A 14,478-nucleotide genomic window follows, 5' to 3' on the forward strand; every position below is an offset into this window, starting at 1 on the left:
GTGGGCCACATTAGGCGCTATGGGTTGCGGGCATCAATCAAGCAAAAGGTTGGATCGTTACGGTTGGGGTAATGATTGCCATCGCCCGCACTTCAACCCTCGTGGCTCGCCACCTGCACCAACCCCGCGTCCACCAGCCATTGCTCCAGTATCACCAGGTCCGGGATGCGTGCCACGGTCTCGCCCACCTGTACCGCCGCCAGTTCCAGTTCGGCAAGCGGTACGTCCACGTAGCTCAGCTGGCTGTCGAGCTTGCAGGAGCGCGGAATGCCTTGGGTCAGCAGGGCGATGAATTTCAGACCGGGTCGCCCGCCCAGGGCATTGAGAATGACGATTCGCGCTCGCCCCCCCACCAGCGCGCGGCTGCCGCAGGCGGCTTCGAAGCTAAGCAGCGGCAAGCTGCGGTGGCGCCAGTTGATCGGGCCCAGGTACCACTGCGGCGCGGCGGGGTCAGCGATGCTGTCCTGATAGTCGATCAATTCGGCGATGGCGACGTTGGGCAACAGCAGATGCCGGTCACTCAGAGGAATAAGCAGTCCGGTCAGGCTAGTCAGACGCGAGGTTTGGGTAGTGGTATCAGCCATGCGCGTGGCTCCAGTGAGCGATGCTCGCCAGCAGGGCCGCTTCCTGGTATGGCTTGCTCATGTATTCGTTTACCCCAACGGCCATGGCGCGGTCGCGGTGTTTCTGGCCCGAACGGGACGTGATCATGATGATCGGCAGGTGCTTGAGCGCAGCGTCTTCGCGCACCCTGCTGGCGACTTCAAAGCCGTCCATGCGCGGCATTTCGATGTCCAGCAACATGACATCCGGCGTGTGCTCAAGCAGCAACGCCATGGCATCGACCCCATCCTTGGCGGTCAGCACGTTCATGCCGTTGCGCTCGAGCAGGCGGCCGGTCACCTTGCGAACGGTGACCGAATCGTCCACCACCATCACCAGCAACCTTCGGGCCTGTACCGCCTCGACATGGCGCTGCGGCGCCTGACCGGATATCTGCAAAGCCAGCAGTTGCGTGTGCAGACGGCGAATGTGGGCGAACAGATCGAGAATCAGCACCACGCGGCCATCGCCCAGGATGGTCGCCCCGGAAATCCCCTGTACCCCGGCGAACTGCGGGCCGAGGTTTTTCACCACGATTTCCCGCGCCCCTGCCAGCGCGTCTACCTGCACCGCCACCCATTGGTCGTGCACATGAACCAGCAGCACCGGGAGCGGCTGGGTCTGGCCGATCAGTTTTGGCGGCTGACCATTGTTGAGCAGTTCCCCCAGGTAGCGCAGTTCATAGGTGCGCCCGCCATATTGGTAACGTGGCGGGGTGGTCTGGTAGCAACCCTCCAGCTCGCTGGGCATGACCCGCACGATGCCTTCGACGCTGTTCAACGGCACCGCGTATTGCTCTTCGCCGCACTGCACCATCAGCGCCCGGTTCACCGATACCGAGAACGGCAAGCGAATGCGAAAACGCGCACCTTGCCCCGATTTCGAGTCGATGACCATCGAACCGCCCAGTTGCTTGACCTCTGCATGCACGACGTCCATACCCACGCCGCGTCCGGAAATCTGGGTGATGGTTTGCGCCGTGGAAAAGCCGGCTTGCAGAATGAACTGCAGCGTATCGTGCTCGCTCAATTGGGCATCAGAGGCGATCAATCCACGTTTGATTGCCTTGCGTCGCACTGCTTCGAAATCCACACCGGCACCGTCGTCGCTCATTTCAATGACGATGTCGCCACCTTCATGGGCAAGACTCAGGGAAATGCACCCCTCTTCCGGCTTGCCCGCCGCCAGGCGTTTTTCCGTGCTTTCCAGCCCATGATCGATGGCGTTACGCAGCATGTGCTCCAGTGGAGCGACCATGCGCTCCAGCACATTGCGGTCCATTTCGCCCTCGGCATTGAGCACGTCAAAATTGACCTTCTTGTGCAGCTCGCCCGACACCTGCCGCACGATCCTGCGCAGGCGCGGCACCATACGCTCGAAGGGGACCATCCGTGTGCGCATCAGGTTTTCCTGAAGCTCGGTGTTGACCCGTGCCTGCTGCAACAGCAGCGTTTCGGCGTCATGGGCGCGGGTGTCGAGGGTTTCCTTGAGGTCCATCAGGTCGGACGCAGACTCGAACAAGGCCCGGGACAGCTGCTGGAGTTGGGAGTGGCGGTCCATTTCCAACGGGTCGAACTCTTCATAGCCCAACCGCTCGGTCTGATGATCACGACTGAGAATGCGCCCCTGGGTTTCGATGTCCAGCCGCCGCAACTGATCGCGCATGCGTTCAATGGTGGTTTCCATTTCGATCAGGGTGACCTGAGCATCGCTGACCTGTTGCTCGATGCGACCGCGGAAGATCGAGGTTTCACCGGCCAGGTTGACCAAGTCCTCCAGTTGCTCGGCAGGCACCTTGACCATTTCTGGTCCCGCCCGCTCGACGTCGGCGTCGGGTGCCGCCGGTGGGGGTTCGAAAACGGCTGGCGTCGGCGCTGGCGCGGGTTGGTCGACACGCTCTTGAACCTCGCCCGCTGACGAGTAATGCGTGATGCTTTCGATCAGCAGCATCGGGTTGGGCAACGGCTCGTAACCACGAACGGCGTCGACCATGTCGGCAAGCATGTCGTGACCGCTCTGCAACAGGCCATTGAGCAATGCACTGTTTTTCAGGCCTCCACTCGCCAGCCCTTCGTACAAGGACTCCAGCTCATGGGCCAGATCACCGATGGGGGCGATTTCCACCATGCGCGCACCCCCCTTGAGGGTATGCAGGTCGCGCAACAGGTTTTCCACTTCCACGCTGCTTTGCGGATCGGCCTGCCAGCGCACCAAGGCAGAACTCGAACTTTCAATGATGTCTTCGGCTTCTTCGAGAAAAATCTCCAGCAACTCAGGATCACGCTCGTCCAGCGGCTGGATCATCGATCCAACGCTGCGCGGCTCGCCATCGCTAGCGCCAAGGTTGCTGCTCGACTGGCGGAAGTCGCGAATCGATTCGATCAGCGCTGCAGGGGATGTCAGCTCTAGGCGGTCATGCAACTGCTCCAGCATCGCCGCCAGATGATCGTGGCTGCGGGTCAGCAAGTCGACCAGTGCCGGCGTGTAACTGCAGCGTCGGTCGATCAAACCTTCATACAGCGACTCAAGCTCATGCCCCAGATCCCCCACCGGACCGATTTCGGCCATCCGTGCGCCGCCCTTGAGCGTATGCAGATCACGTTGCAGCGACGACAACGGCAGCAGGTCTTCCGGTTCAGCCAGCCAGCGTTGCAAGGCATGGCCTGCACTGTCGAGGATATCGACGGCCTCTTCGAGGAAGATATCGACGATTTCCTGATCGATAGCGTCTCGCGCAGGCTGCCTCGCAAGCTGCGCTTGAGCATCGAGGCTATCGGTGGCCTGGCTCAGCTCTGTGACGCTGGTCGCCAGGCCGCCATCGCTTTTGATCACCCCCATGGCGTCAGGGTCCAGGGCTTGTTCGAGCAAATCCCGTAATGCCCGCACGCCTTCCGGGCACGGCTCGACCTGTTGCCCGGCGGCAATCTGATCGAGCATGTTAATCAACGCTTCGTGGGCATTGGCGGCCTCATGGAAAAACCGCTCACTGACCGCCAGGCTGCTTTCTTCCACTGCGCCGTACAGATCAAGCAGCGCTTCACACAACTCATCCACCTGAGGCAGGTCGGCCATGTGCGCGCCGTGGCCCAGCATGGTTAGTTCATCGAGCAGGGCATTGAGCGGCTGCCGCTCCCCCGGATGCTCTCGCCAGCGTTTGAGCAGATTTTCGGCATCCAGCAGGATGTCCATGCCGTCGGTCAGAAAGTTGGCGATCAACTGCGGGTTGCGACGTATACGCAGGCCATTGTTGTCGGCGTTCAAGGCTGCGGCCATACGTTCGTCCAGCAACTCGTGAGCGGTGGCAATGAGCGGTGCGGCGCCCTCGATCGACATCAACGGGTCAACATTGAGCTGCGCCAGGCCTTGATGAAAGAGCGGTTCGGCTGATCGCAACAGGTCGATCTCAGGCTGACCCACGGCGATCAGGTTGGTCTTGAACTCACGCACCAACTGATCCAGCGGGCTTGCCAGCTCGGCCATCGGCAACACACCGGCCATGTAGGCGCTGCCCTTGAGGGTGTGCAGCGCTCGCAGCAACTCATCGTTGAATGACGGCGACAGGGCGTGCTGCGCTGCTTCCAGGTAGTGATGAAGCACGTCCAGGTGGGTCTGCGCTTCCTGGCGAAAGATCTCCAGCAATTGCGGGTCAAAGCCTTCAGGCTCAGCTTTGCCGCGGCCTGCCGGCAAGGGTACTGCGGGCTCATCGTCCTCTCCTTGGGCTAGCGCATGGGCGCGAGCGGCCAACACATCCACATCATCGCGCTGACGTTGAACGTCTTCGGCAAAATCACGGACGACCTCCGGCAGCAGCGCCAGCACATCTTCAAGCAGCTGATGAACCTGTGCATTCGGCTCGACGCTGCCCTCCAGCACACGATTGAGAAGGTTTTCAACCGACCAGGCCAGTTCGCCGAGCACCAGCGCCCGGACCATGCGCCCGCTGCCTTTGAGTGTGTGAAAGGCGCGGCGAATTTCACCCAGCGCCGAAAGGTTAGCGGTATCGGCCACCCAGCGCGGCAGGTACTCAAGCAGCGCTCCGAGCACCTCGTCGGTTTCTTCAAGAAATACGTCTCGCAGTTCATCGTCCACCGACTGCTCGCCCTTGGGCGGCGGCAACAGACTGGCGGGCACATGCCGCGCCGGTGGGTTGACGGCGGACACCGGACTGGCGAGAACTTCGGCAATGCTTGGGCCAGGGCTGGCGCTGGCCTGTTGTTCGCGCAGTTGCTCAAGTTCTTCCGGGCTGATCACCTCGTCGAGTAACGGCACGTCCGCTGTATCGGGAACGGGGGCATAACCGAGCCTGGCCAGGCTGTCCTGAGCCAGATCGAGCACATGCTCGCCCGGCGCCTCCGGGTCTTCAGCCATGCGCTCCAGGTAGTATTCGATACCGATAAGGACGTCGGCCAGATGGTCCAGCTGCGACCACGCCGGGCGCTCCCCACCCTGCAACAAGTGTTCGGCGATGTATTCGTTGCACGCCGCCAGCAAGCCGGAAGCGCGGGCCAGCGGGATCATCGCCAACGCGCCGCGCACCTGTGTCAACTGCTCGGAGACCGGCGCCAGGCGTTGGTGGTCAAGTTCGCCATCAATGTAATCGTCGATCACATCCTTGGCCTGCTGCAGTACGACCCGGGCTTCCTTGATCACCAATTGATGAATCTGACTCAGATCGGTGGTGGGCAGGCGGCTCTCTTCGGGACTGCGCTGGTCAACGGTGCCGGCCATGCCCGCCAGTGTCGCCTCGACATACAGCAAAGCACCTGCGACATCCATCAGCGTGGCATCGGCGGGCTCGCGTTGGCCCTGGGCCATGCCCTGAACGACGGCCAACTGGTCGATGATGACCTTGCGCGGCTGGCCAAAGCCCAGGACCGCCAAGGTGTCGGCGATCTGCCGAAGTGGCGGCAACAGAGCGTTGAGTTCGCTGATGTGCTGGCGATCACCGCGCACGAAAACATCGAGCCGCTCCTTGGTCCGTACCAATTCGTCACAGAGCGCGATGATCACCGAGTGCATCGCGTCGCGGTCAGGGCCGGCCATGCGCGCGCGCTCTTCATCCACCAGCGCGCTTTCCGGCAAGGCGTCGGCCAAGCCATATTGATCTTTCAATTCGATCATCCTCTGGGCCTGACTGTCGGATTTGGCGATATAGAACAGCAGGCTTTTGAGCAACTCATCCGGTGCTGGCTGATTGATCCCGGCGATGCCTTGCTCCAACAAACGCTTGAGTTCCTTGTCGGCATCCTTGAACAAGCTGCGCAACGCGGGGCTATTGGTAAAATTGCCGCTGGCCATGGTCTCGACCAGCGCCGAAGCGATGCGCCATAAGGGCTCAAGCGGCGCGTCCTTGCACAGCGCCTCAAGACGGGCGAACACCTTGCTCATATAACCCAACTGGGTCTGAACATCCTGCTCGCGCAACAGGCCGACCAGCGCGGTTTGCAGGGTCTGGCGCAGCTTGCGCAGTTTCGTGGGTAATTCCGGGCTGTCACGCCGGGCCAGGGCCTGCTCGTCGAGTCCGGCAGTCGACAGCAGCTGGGGTGAAAACAGGCTGGTTTCCGAAAGCAGGCTTTCACCGCGAGCGCTGCGCAAGTCGTTGAGCAATGGCAGCACCACAAGTGGCAGGTCGCGCCGTGCCGAATGCACGCGGTCCAGATAGACCGGCAACTGGCTCATCGCCTGTTCCAGCAACTGGATGGCTTCAGTTTCCTGAGCCACACGCCCCTGCTGCAGGGCCAGCGCCAACTGTTCGATTTCTTCGGCGAACAGCGCCGCGCCGTAGAACTCGACCATCTGCAGGCTGCCATGCACCTGATGGATGAGGTCCAGGCAGGTTTGCAGCGCAGCAGGCGCGTGCGCAGACGCGACGAAGGCGTCCAGCGACTGGCGGGCATGCTTGAGGGTTTCGGCTATCTCACCCTTGACCCACTCCAGGGCCACATAGTCGTGACGGTCAGGCATGGTGACTCCGCTTGCCCAAATCTGGTGCCCCCAAGATCAATGCTGATCCCGTGAAGCCGGTAGTGTAAAACCGGACACCGAACGACGCATCTCGCTGGCCATTTTCGCCAGGTTGCCCATGCTCTGCGCAGTGGCCGCCGTTCCTGAGGTGGTTTGCGTAGTGGTCTGCTGGATCACGGTCATGGTCGCGGAAATCTGCTGGCCCAGCGCTGCCTGCTGCCGGGCCGCGTTGGTAATGCTCTCGACCAGCGCCGCCAGCACCTTGGAAACGCCTTCGATCTCTTCCAGGGCAACACCGGCATCGTGCGCCAATCGGGCGCCCCGCACCACTTCGGTGGTGGTCTGTTCCATGGAAATGACCGCTTCGTTCGTGTCGTTTTGAATCGCCCGGACCAGCGTCTCGATCTGCTTGGTGGCTGACGAAGAACGCTCGGCCAGACGCTGCACCTCGTCCGCCACCACCGCAAAACCGCGACCGGCGTCGCCGGCCATGGAGGCCTGGATGGCGGCATTGAGTGCCAGGATGTTGGTCTGGTCGGCAATGTCATCGATCAGGCTGACGATGTCGCCGATTTCCTGCGAAGACTCACCCAGCCGTTTGATGCGCTTGGAGGTGTCCTGAATCTGCTCACGAATGTTGTCCATGCCGTTGATGGTGTTGTGCACCACTTCGTTGCCTTTGTTGGCAATCGCCACGGAACGCTCGGCCACTGCTACCGACTCGGATGCGTTGGCCGACACCTGTTGGACTGAACGGGTCATGTCATTGACCGCGTTGGATGCTACGGCGATCTGCAGGGCCTGATGCTCGGAAGCAGCGGCAAGCTGGGTGGCAGTGGTCTGGGTATCCTTGACCGCGCCGAAGACCTGCTCGGCAGTCAGGTTAATGGTCGCAACCAGCTCGCGCAGTTGATCGATGGAATAGTTGATGGAGTCGGCAATGGCGCCGGTAAAGTCCTCGGTCACGGACGCGGCAACGGTCAGATTGCCATCGGCCAGGTCTTCGATTTCGTCGAGCAATCGCATGATCGCATTCTGGTTACGCTCGTTCTTTTTGGCGGTTTCCCGCAACTGGCGATTGGTTTCTCGAACCATCACCAGCCCGATCAGGATGATCGACGCCAGCGCCAGCAAGCCCAGAACATAACCCACGTAAGTATTTGCAGCCCGACCGCCGGCCATGTGCTCAAAGCTGTTGGCCAGCACCGAGGCCTCGTCGAGCAGCGTCTGGGAGAGCGTAAAGATGCTCCCTGCCGCCTCACGAACATCGAGCAATTCCGGCGACGTTTCCAGAATTTCGTCAACCGATCCCGACACGAACTGGAACAGCTCGGCAATTTCCGCCAATCGGGCGCGAGCGTCGCGATCCTCAACCTGAGTGATCTTCAGGGCCGCATTGCCTTCGAGCATACCGTTGAGCACACGACCGAACTGACCGGCGTCGCGTCCGAACGCGTCGGCCGCCTGGACTGCGGTTTCATCGCCCGACAGCACGGTATTCACCGCGCCTAGGATTCGCTCTGCCAACAGAGACTGACGCTGGGCAAGGGCCACCTGAGCGGCAGATGCGCGGGTTTGCAGCAGAATCCCGACAACCTTCTCTGACTCGCTCTGCAGTTGCGGGATGGTTTCGGCCAGTGTGGCCGCGACCTGATGCAACGACAGCACGGTTTGTTCGCGTGCAAGGATGACGTCGGTACTTTTGCGCAGGTTCTCCCAATCGTTCTGCACTGCTTTCAGCTCGTCGGCGACGGCGGAAGGCGCTGCTGGCAGACCGGTATGCTTGTCGCCCTTCTTCAGGTATTCCCAGCGCGCGTCAAAATCGTTGCGCGCATCGGCCAGCAGCTTGAAGGCTGCGGCCTTACCGGCGGCGGCTTCGGTGGCATTCTTGGCAATCCGCTGGGAAAGCACACGCAGCTCACCGGCATGACCGATGTACTGCTTGTCGTAGTTGGACTGCGTGCTCAGGTACGCAAAGTTGACGAACAGCAGCATGATGAAAACGATCAGGCAAACGAACAACGCGATGATTTGCGAGCGACTGCGCGCGGCTTCCAGGGATTTGCCGGTACTACTCATGGCTCAGGGCTCCGCCTGAAGTTGGGTTTGTGTTGAGTCGGCAGGTACACAACGGCACTGCAGGATCTGGCTTGCTGGCGAACCCGCAGTGCCAGGCGACTCATGTACAGCTGACGCGCGCGACTCACTACAAAAGCCGGAGCTGCGACGGACAACCGTATGCCTGTGGAGACGATGAACGTCCACGCTGTGCTGCCAACCCGCATTAAAGTGCGACATCCATGAAACCCGGCGACTGCACCAGCGCTCTGGGACTGAAAACTCGCCACGCCTGCTCGCGCAGAAAAAGACCCTGACTGTAGGGGGCGATATCGGGCTCGCTGTCATCGGGCAATTCGGGCATCAAACTGCGCTCATTGAAGTGCTGCATGCCCAGCACCTCGTCGACCAGCAGACCGACGAAGACGTCCTGGTGATCGATCACCAGCACCCGACGCGGCTTGCGCGACGGTGAGAGCTCACGACCAAAGAAGGCATGCAGGTCCATAATCGGCAGCAGCCGTCCGCGCAGATTGGCGATGCCCCTGATCCAGGGCTTGACCCCCGGCAGCGCGGCGTAACGGGGTTCATGGAGGATTTCGTCGACCTCGCCCATCGGCGCCACGTAAAAGCGCTCGCCCATGCGAAAGCCGATGCCGCTCCAGCCCTGTGGTCGGGTCTCCTGCAATGGCAACCCGGCAGCCAGCGAGCGGCACCGCTGATCGATGTCGAGCAGCAGCTGAAAGGCGGTTTTCGACTGAGCCATGAATGCTGGCCGGCGCTCAGCCTGCCAGAACCGCGTTCAGGGTTTTCAACAGGGTTTCTTCGTCCACCGGTTTGGTCAGGTAATCCCGTGCGCCCTGGCGCTTGCCCCAGACCTTGTCGGTTTCCTGATCCTTGGTGGTGATCATGATTACCGGGATCATGCTGGTGTCGGGGTCCTTGGTCAGTTGACGAGTCGCCTGGAAGCCATTGAGACCCGGCATGACGATGTCCATCAACACCGCATCGGGTTTTTCCTGACGCGCCAGGGCTACGCCGTCGGCACCGTTTTCCGCCTTGAGGACCTCATGACCGTGCTTTTCCAGCATCCCGGTCAGCTTGTACATTTCGGTCGGCGAATCATCGACGATCAGAATTCGAGCCATGGTGCTTCCCCATAGAAACAGCCGCCCCTTAACTAAAGGAACGACATCAAGATAGTTGTTGTTCTACTGCAACAAACCCCGGCACGTGAGCCTTGATTGCCCCCAGCAGTTCTTCCTTGCTAAACGGCTTGGTCAAAAACTGATCAGACCCGACGATACGCCCCTTGGCCTTATCGAACAGCCCGTCCCGGGAGGACAGCATGATCACCGGCGTAGACTTGAATGCCCGGTTGTTCTTGATCAGCGCACAGGTCTGATACCCGTCAAGCCTGGGCATCATGATGTCGACGAAGATGATTCGAGGATGATTATCGGCGATCTTGGCCAGGGCATCGAAGCCATCGACAGCCGTGATCACTTCACAGCCGACATTCTTCAACAAGGTCTCGGCGGTGCGACGAATCGTGCGCGAGTCATCGATGACCATGACCTTCAATGGGGCTGAATGCTGTTCCATATCTGCTCTACCATCGCCGCGGCGATTCAGATGGGTTTGCCTTCTGCCGGGCTTGCGGTGCCGTTGAATCGCTGAACCCCGTTCAGGGGCGTCGGACAACCGGCGCGGCGCCAGATGCCGAGCCTTTTTAGCACACTCCAGACACTCAATCCATAAAGCATGTCCGCCACGCTTGCCCCTTGACCGCAAGCCGGCGCAGCGCCACCCTGACGCCTGTTTTCGGCCCGTTGTGGCCCTTACCGATCAGAGGATATCGCCCATGAGCATTCGCCTGGGAATTGTCATGGACCCCATTGACTGCATCGCCTATAAAAAGGACAGCTCGCTGGCCATGCTCCTTGCGGCGCAAGCGCGCGGCTGGTCACTGTTCTATATGGAGCAACACGACCTGTATCAGGACGCGGGGCAGGCGCGAGCCCGCATGAAGCCGCTGAAAGTCTTTGCTGACCCGGCACACTGGTTCGAATTCGAAGCCGAAATCGACAGCGGACTGGACGATCTGGACGTGATCCTGATGCGCAAGGATCCGCCGTTCGACATGGAGTTCGTCTACGCCACCTATTTGCTGGAGCAGGCCGAGCGTGCAGGCGTGCTGGTGGTCAACAAGCCGCAGAGTCTGCGCGACTGCAACGAGAAGCTGTTCGCTACGCTCTTCCCGCAGTGCACACCGCCAACGCTGGTCAGCCGTCGCGCGGACATTCTGCGTGAGTTCGCCGCCAAACACGGCGACGTGATCCTCAAACCTCTGGACGGCATGGGTGGCGCATCGATCTTCCGCCATCGCGTCGGCGATCCGAACCTGTCAGTGATTCTGGAGACCCTGACCCAGCACGGTCAGCAGCAGATCATGGCCCAAGCCTACCTGCCAGCGATCAAGGATGGCGACAAGCGCATTCTGATGGTCGATGGCGAACCGGTGCCGTATTGCCTGGCGCGTATCCCGGCTGCGGGCGAGACCCGTGGCAACCTGGCGGCCGGTGGTCGTGGCGAAGCCCGTCCGCTCACCGAACGTGACCGCTGGATCGCCGCCGAAATTGGCCCGACCCTGCGTGAAAAAGGCCTGCTGTTCGTGGGGCTGGACGTCATTGGTGAGCACCTTACGGAGATTAACGTCACCAGCCCGACGTGCATCCGTGAAATCGACAATGCGTTCGGTACGGATATCGGCGGGATGCTAATGGATGTGATCGAGAAGAAGCTCAAGGCCCGATAAGCCGCATCAAAGCGATCATGGGATCGCCCGGCCTTGCGCGGGCAATCCTTGTGGCAGCGAGTTCATTCGCGAATGGCCGGTACTTACAATGGATTCCCGACGGATGTACCACCGCATCGCGAATGAATTCATACCCACAGGTGGCCTGCCCCTCACCACAGATCGGGTTCACCGCCCTCTAATCGGTCCGCAGGCATCAAAACCCAAGCGGCCTCTGACATTGCGTTATCATGCGCGGCCTGAATTTCGCCTTAGGTGGGTTTTAGCAATGCTGGTTCATGTGATTGCGGAGTGTTGATGAACGCTGCGCTCGACAATGATCTCCCGATAGACCTGACCCGCACCCGCGTGCGCCCGGCTGATCGCCTGGGTTTTACCCTGATGATCGCTGCGCTCGTGCATCTGGCGGTGATCCTCGGTGTGGGGTTTACCTACGCCAAACCGGAGAAGATCAGCCAGACCCTGGAAATCACCCTCGCCCCCTTCAAAAGCGACACCAAGCCCAAGGACGCGGATTTCCTGGCTCAGGAAAACCAGCAGGGCAGCGGCACACTCGACAAGAAAGCGGTGCCCAAGACCACGGAAATTGCGCCGTATCAGGACACCCAGATCAACAAAGTAACGCCGCCTCCCGCCGCCAAACCGGTGATCAAGCAGGAGGCGCCGAAGACTGCCGTGGCAACCAAGGCTCAGACACCGCAAAAAACCGTCGCAAAACACGACGAAGTCAAACCGGATGAACAAAAGAAAGCCACGCCGACGTTCGACAGCTCGCAGTTGAACAACGAAATCGCCAGCCTTGAAGCAGAGCTGGCCGACGAACAGCAGGCCTACGCGAAACGCCCGAAGATTCACCGCCTGAGCGCGGCCTCGACCATGCGCGACAAGGGCGCCTGGTACAAGGAGGACTGGCGCAAGAAGATCGAGCGCATCGGCAATCTCAACTATCCCGAGGAGGCTCGACGCAAACAGATTTACGGCAGCCTGCGGATGATGGTATCGATCAACCACGACGGCTCCTTATATGAGGTGCTGGTGCTTGAATCGTCCGGCCAGCCATTGCTGGATCAGGCAGCGCAGAAAATCGTACGACTGGCCGCACCTTTTGCGCCGTTCAGCGGCGACCTGACAGACATCGACCGGCTGGAGATCATCCGCACCTGGAAGTTCGCTCGCGGGGATAAGCTCTTCAGTAACTGACACCAAGGAGGCTCCCTGGAGCCGCCCGCGTGCCACGGTCCAGATCGCTACCGTCGGAGAACCGGGCCGCCAAAGAAGGTCAGCGTAAAACTCCCTCGACACGTTTTGACATAAACATGAAACCTGACCTGCGTCGCGATTTATCCACTGCCGCGTCGGTTCTGCCAGTTGTCACGGCAGCCACGCAGCGCCACACTAGGGCTCATGAAAAACGTCACTCCGTCTTACCTAAAACACCAATTTCTGATCGCCATGCCTCACATGCACGATGAGAACTTTGCGCAGACCTTGACTTATATCGTCGAGCACAACGCCAATGGCGCCATGGGCCTGATCATCAACCGACCGCAAAGCCTATCGCTGGCAGACATCCTTGAACAGCTGCGCCCCGAACTGCCGCCCCCGTCGCGTTGCGAGCAGATTCCAATCCACGTCGGCGGGCCGGTGCAAACTGATCGCGGTTTTGTCCTGCATCCGCCGGGGCAGGTCTTTCAGGCCACGGTCGATCTGGGCGGCGTCTCGCTCTCCACCTCCCAAGACATCCTGTTCTCCATCGCCGACGGCTACGGACCTGATCAAAATTTGATCACCTTAGGTTACGCAGGCTGGGATGCCGGGCAGCTGGAGGCCGAATTCGCCGCCAACGCCTGGCTCAATTGCGCATTCGATCCGGCCATCCTGTTTGAACTCGAAAGCGAGCAACGCCTCGACGCCGCCGCCGCAAAGCTCGGGATCAACCTGAACCTGTTGACCAGTCAGGCGGGCCACGCCTGATGGCCGCATTGCGCCTGTTATTGGGTTTCGATTACGGCAGCAAACAGATTGGCGTTGCGGTCGGCCAGATCATTACCGGCCAGGCCCGTGAGCTCTGCACGTTGAAGGCACAAAACGGCGTGCCGGATTGGGACAAGGTGCAAGCCTTGATCACCGAGTGGAAGCCCGATGCGATCATAGTCGGCCTGCCCCTGAACATGGACGGCACGCCGAGTGAAATGAGCGCCCGCGCCGAGAAGTTTTCGCGCAAGCTCAATGGCCGCTTCAATCTGCCCGTCTACACCCAGGACGAACGCCTGACCACCTTTGAAGCCAAGGGCGAGCGCATGTCCCGTGGCGGTCAACGGGGCAGCTACCGCGACAACCCGGTGGACGCCATCGCCGCAGCGCTCTTGCTGCAAAGCTGGCTGGAAGAAAACAGCGCACTGTTTGACACCTGAGCCTTACACTGCACCGAATTGAACAGCACTGAATTCCAGCTTTAGCCCGCGCCGACAAGGAACACGGTCGGGCCTATGAAGGAGCAATCATGACCCTGCCCAATCCTGCCGAACTGATCAGTCAGATGGCGATTGATCTGAACGCGCACCTGAATAAACGTGGCATCGGCGAGCCCCGCTTCATCGGTATCCGTACCGGCGGCGTATGGGTTGCCCAAGCGCTGCTCCAAGCGCTGAACAGCCAGTCGCCGCTGGGCATGCTCGACGTTTCCTTCTATCGCGACGACTTCAGCCAGAACGGCCTGCACCCGCAGGTGCGCCCCTCGGAACTGCCGTTCGAAATCGAAGGCCAGCATTTGGTGTTGATCGATGACGTATTGATGAGCGGCCGAACCATTCGCGCGGCCCTCAACGAACTGTTCGACTACGGTCGCCCGGCCAGCGTGACCCTGGTGTCGCTGTTGGATCTGAACGCTGCAGAACTGCCGATTCTTCCCAATGTGACCGGTGCGACGCTGAACCTGTCTCCAACGGAACGCGTCAAGCTGTCCGGCCCGACGCCGCTGACGCTAGAACTGCAAGACCTTTCGACCGATTCCGCCGCCCTCTAAGAGTCCTTTG

Annotated in this window: 11 protein-coding genes; 5 read left to right on the forward strand and 6 right to left on the reverse strand. The window is 60.5% G+C overall.

The window, feature by feature from the left end:
• Positions 1-92: 92 nt before the first annotated feature.
• From EC915_RS20280 to pilG, 6 genes are all read right to left on the reverse strand, one after another.
• Entirely contained in the window at positions 93-584 is a 492-nt protein-coding gene (locus EC915_RS20280) for a chemotaxis protein CheW (RefSeq protein ID WP_133752297.1), read from the reverse strand.
• Complete coding sequence (locus EC915_RS20285) at positions 577-6,567, reverse strand: Hpt domain-containing protein (RefSeq protein WP_133752298.1); 5,991 nt, start codon at positions 6,565-6,567, stop codon at positions 577-579. The genes EC915_RS20280 and EC915_RS20285 overlap by 8 nt, the downstream gene beginning before the upstream one ends.
• A gap of 36 nt (positions 6,568-6,603) precedes the next feature.
• Positions 6,604-8,646, reverse strand: a complete 2,043-nt coding sequence (locus EC915_RS20290) for a methyl-accepting chemotaxis protein (RefSeq protein ID WP_133752299.1) — start codon at positions 8,644-8,646, stop codon at positions 6,604-6,606.
• A gap of 205 nt (positions 8,647-8,851) precedes the next feature.
• Entirely contained in the window at positions 8,852-9,391 is a 540-nt protein-coding gene (locus EC915_RS20295) for a chemotaxis protein CheW (RefSeq protein ID WP_133752300.1), read from the reverse strand.
• 16 nt (positions 9,392-9,407) lie between these two features.
• Complete coding sequence (gene pilH / locus EC915_RS20300; RefSeq protein ID WP_133752301.1) at positions 9,408-9,773, reverse strand: twitching motility response regulator PilH; 366 nt, start codon at positions 9,771-9,773, stop codon at positions 9,408-9,410.
• A 46-nt stretch (positions 9,774-9,819) separates the two neighbouring features.
• A complete protein-coding gene (gene pilG, locus EC915_RS20305) occupies positions 9,820-10,230 on the reverse strand; it encodes a twitching motility response regulator PilG (protein ID WP_133752302.1) in 411 nt (136 codons plus the stop codon).
• A 259-nt stretch (positions 10,231-10,489) separates the two neighbouring features.
• Here pilG and gshB point away from each other — a divergent pair, with 259 nt between their 5' ends.
• The 5 genes from gshB to pyrR all read left to right on the forward strand — a co-directional run bounded on the left by gshB (position 10,490) and on the right by pyrR (position 14,468).
• Positions 10,490-11,443, forward strand: a complete 954-nt coding sequence (gshB, locus tag EC915_RS20310; RefSeq protein ID WP_133752303.1) for a glutathione synthase — start codon at positions 10,490-10,492, stop codon at positions 11,441-11,443.
• A gap of 297 nt (positions 11,444-11,740) precedes the next feature.
• Complete coding sequence (locus EC915_RS20315) at positions 11,741-12,643, forward strand: energy transducer TonB (protein ID WP_133752304.1); 903 nt, start codon at positions 11,741-11,743, stop codon at positions 12,641-12,643.
• A 204-nt stretch (positions 12,644-12,847) separates the two neighbouring features.
• The gene (locus tag EC915_RS20320; RefSeq protein WP_133752305.1) at positions 12,848-13,417 is read left to right on the forward strand and encodes a YqgE/AlgH family protein; all 570 of its coding nucleotides are present in this window, start codon (positions 12,848-12,850) and stop codon (positions 13,415-13,417) included.
• Positions 13,417-13,857, forward strand: a complete 441-nt coding sequence (ruvX, locus tag EC915_RS20325; RefSeq protein ID WP_133752306.1) for a Holliday junction resolvase RuvX — start codon at positions 13,417-13,419, stop codon at positions 13,855-13,857. The genes EC915_RS20320 and ruvX overlap by 1 nt, the downstream gene beginning before the upstream one ends.
• Before the next feature lie 89 nt (positions 13,858-13,946).
• Complete coding sequence (pyrR, locus tag EC915_RS20330; protein WP_133752307.1) at positions 13,947-14,468, forward strand: bifunctional pyr operon transcriptional regulator/uracil phosphoribosyltransferase PyrR; 522 nt, start codon at positions 13,947-13,949, stop codon at positions 14,466-14,468.
• The last annotated feature ends 10 nt before the right edge of the window (positions 14,469-14,478 follow it).

This window comes from Pseudomonas sp. LP_7_YM, from assembly GCF_004364435.1.
GTDB lineage: Bacteria > Pseudomonadota > Gammaproteobacteria > Pseudomonadales > Pseudomonadaceae > Aquipseudomonas.

Coding starts and splice junctions, on each gene's coding strand:
- EC915_RS20280 (WP_133752297.1), bottom strand. CDS start 584: ATGGCTGATACCACTACCCAAACCTCGCGTCTGACTAGCCTGACCGGA.
- EC915_RS20285 (WP_133752298.1), bottom strand. CDS start 6,567: ATGCCTGACCGTCACGACTATGTGGCCCTGGAGTGGGTCAAGGGTGAG.
- EC915_RS20290 (WP_133752299.1), bottom strand. CDS start 8,646: ATGAGTAGTACCGGCAAATCCCTGGAAGCCGCGCGCAGTCGCTCGCAA.
- EC915_RS20295 (WP_133752300.1), bottom strand. CDS start 9,391: ATGGCTCAGTCGAAAACCGCCTTTCAGCTGCTGCTCGACATCGATCAG.
- pilH (WP_133752301.1), bottom strand. CDS start 9,773: ATGGCTCGAATTCTGATCGTCGATGATTCGCCGACCGAAATGTACAAG.
- pilG (WP_133752302.1), bottom strand. CDS start 10,230: ATGGAACAGCATTCAGCCCCATTGAAGGTCATGGTCATCGATGACTCG.
- gshB (WP_133752303.1), top strand. CDS start 10,490: ATGAGCATTCGCCTGGGAATTGTCATGGACCCCATTGACTGCATCGCC.
- EC915_RS20315 (WP_133752304.1), top strand. CDS start 11,741: ATGAACGCTGCGCTCGACAATGATCTCCCGATAGACCTGACCCGCACC.
- EC915_RS20320 (WP_133752305.1), top strand. CDS start 12,848: ATGAAAAACGTCACTCCGTCTTACCTAAAACACCAATTTCTGATCGCC.
- ruvX (WP_133752306.1), top strand. CDS start 13,417: ATGGCCGCATTGCGCCTGTTATTGGGTTTCGATTACGGCAGCAAACAG.
- pyrR (WP_133752307.1), top strand. CDS start 13,947: ATGACCCTGCCCAATCCTGCCGAACTGATCAGTCAGATGGCGATTGAT.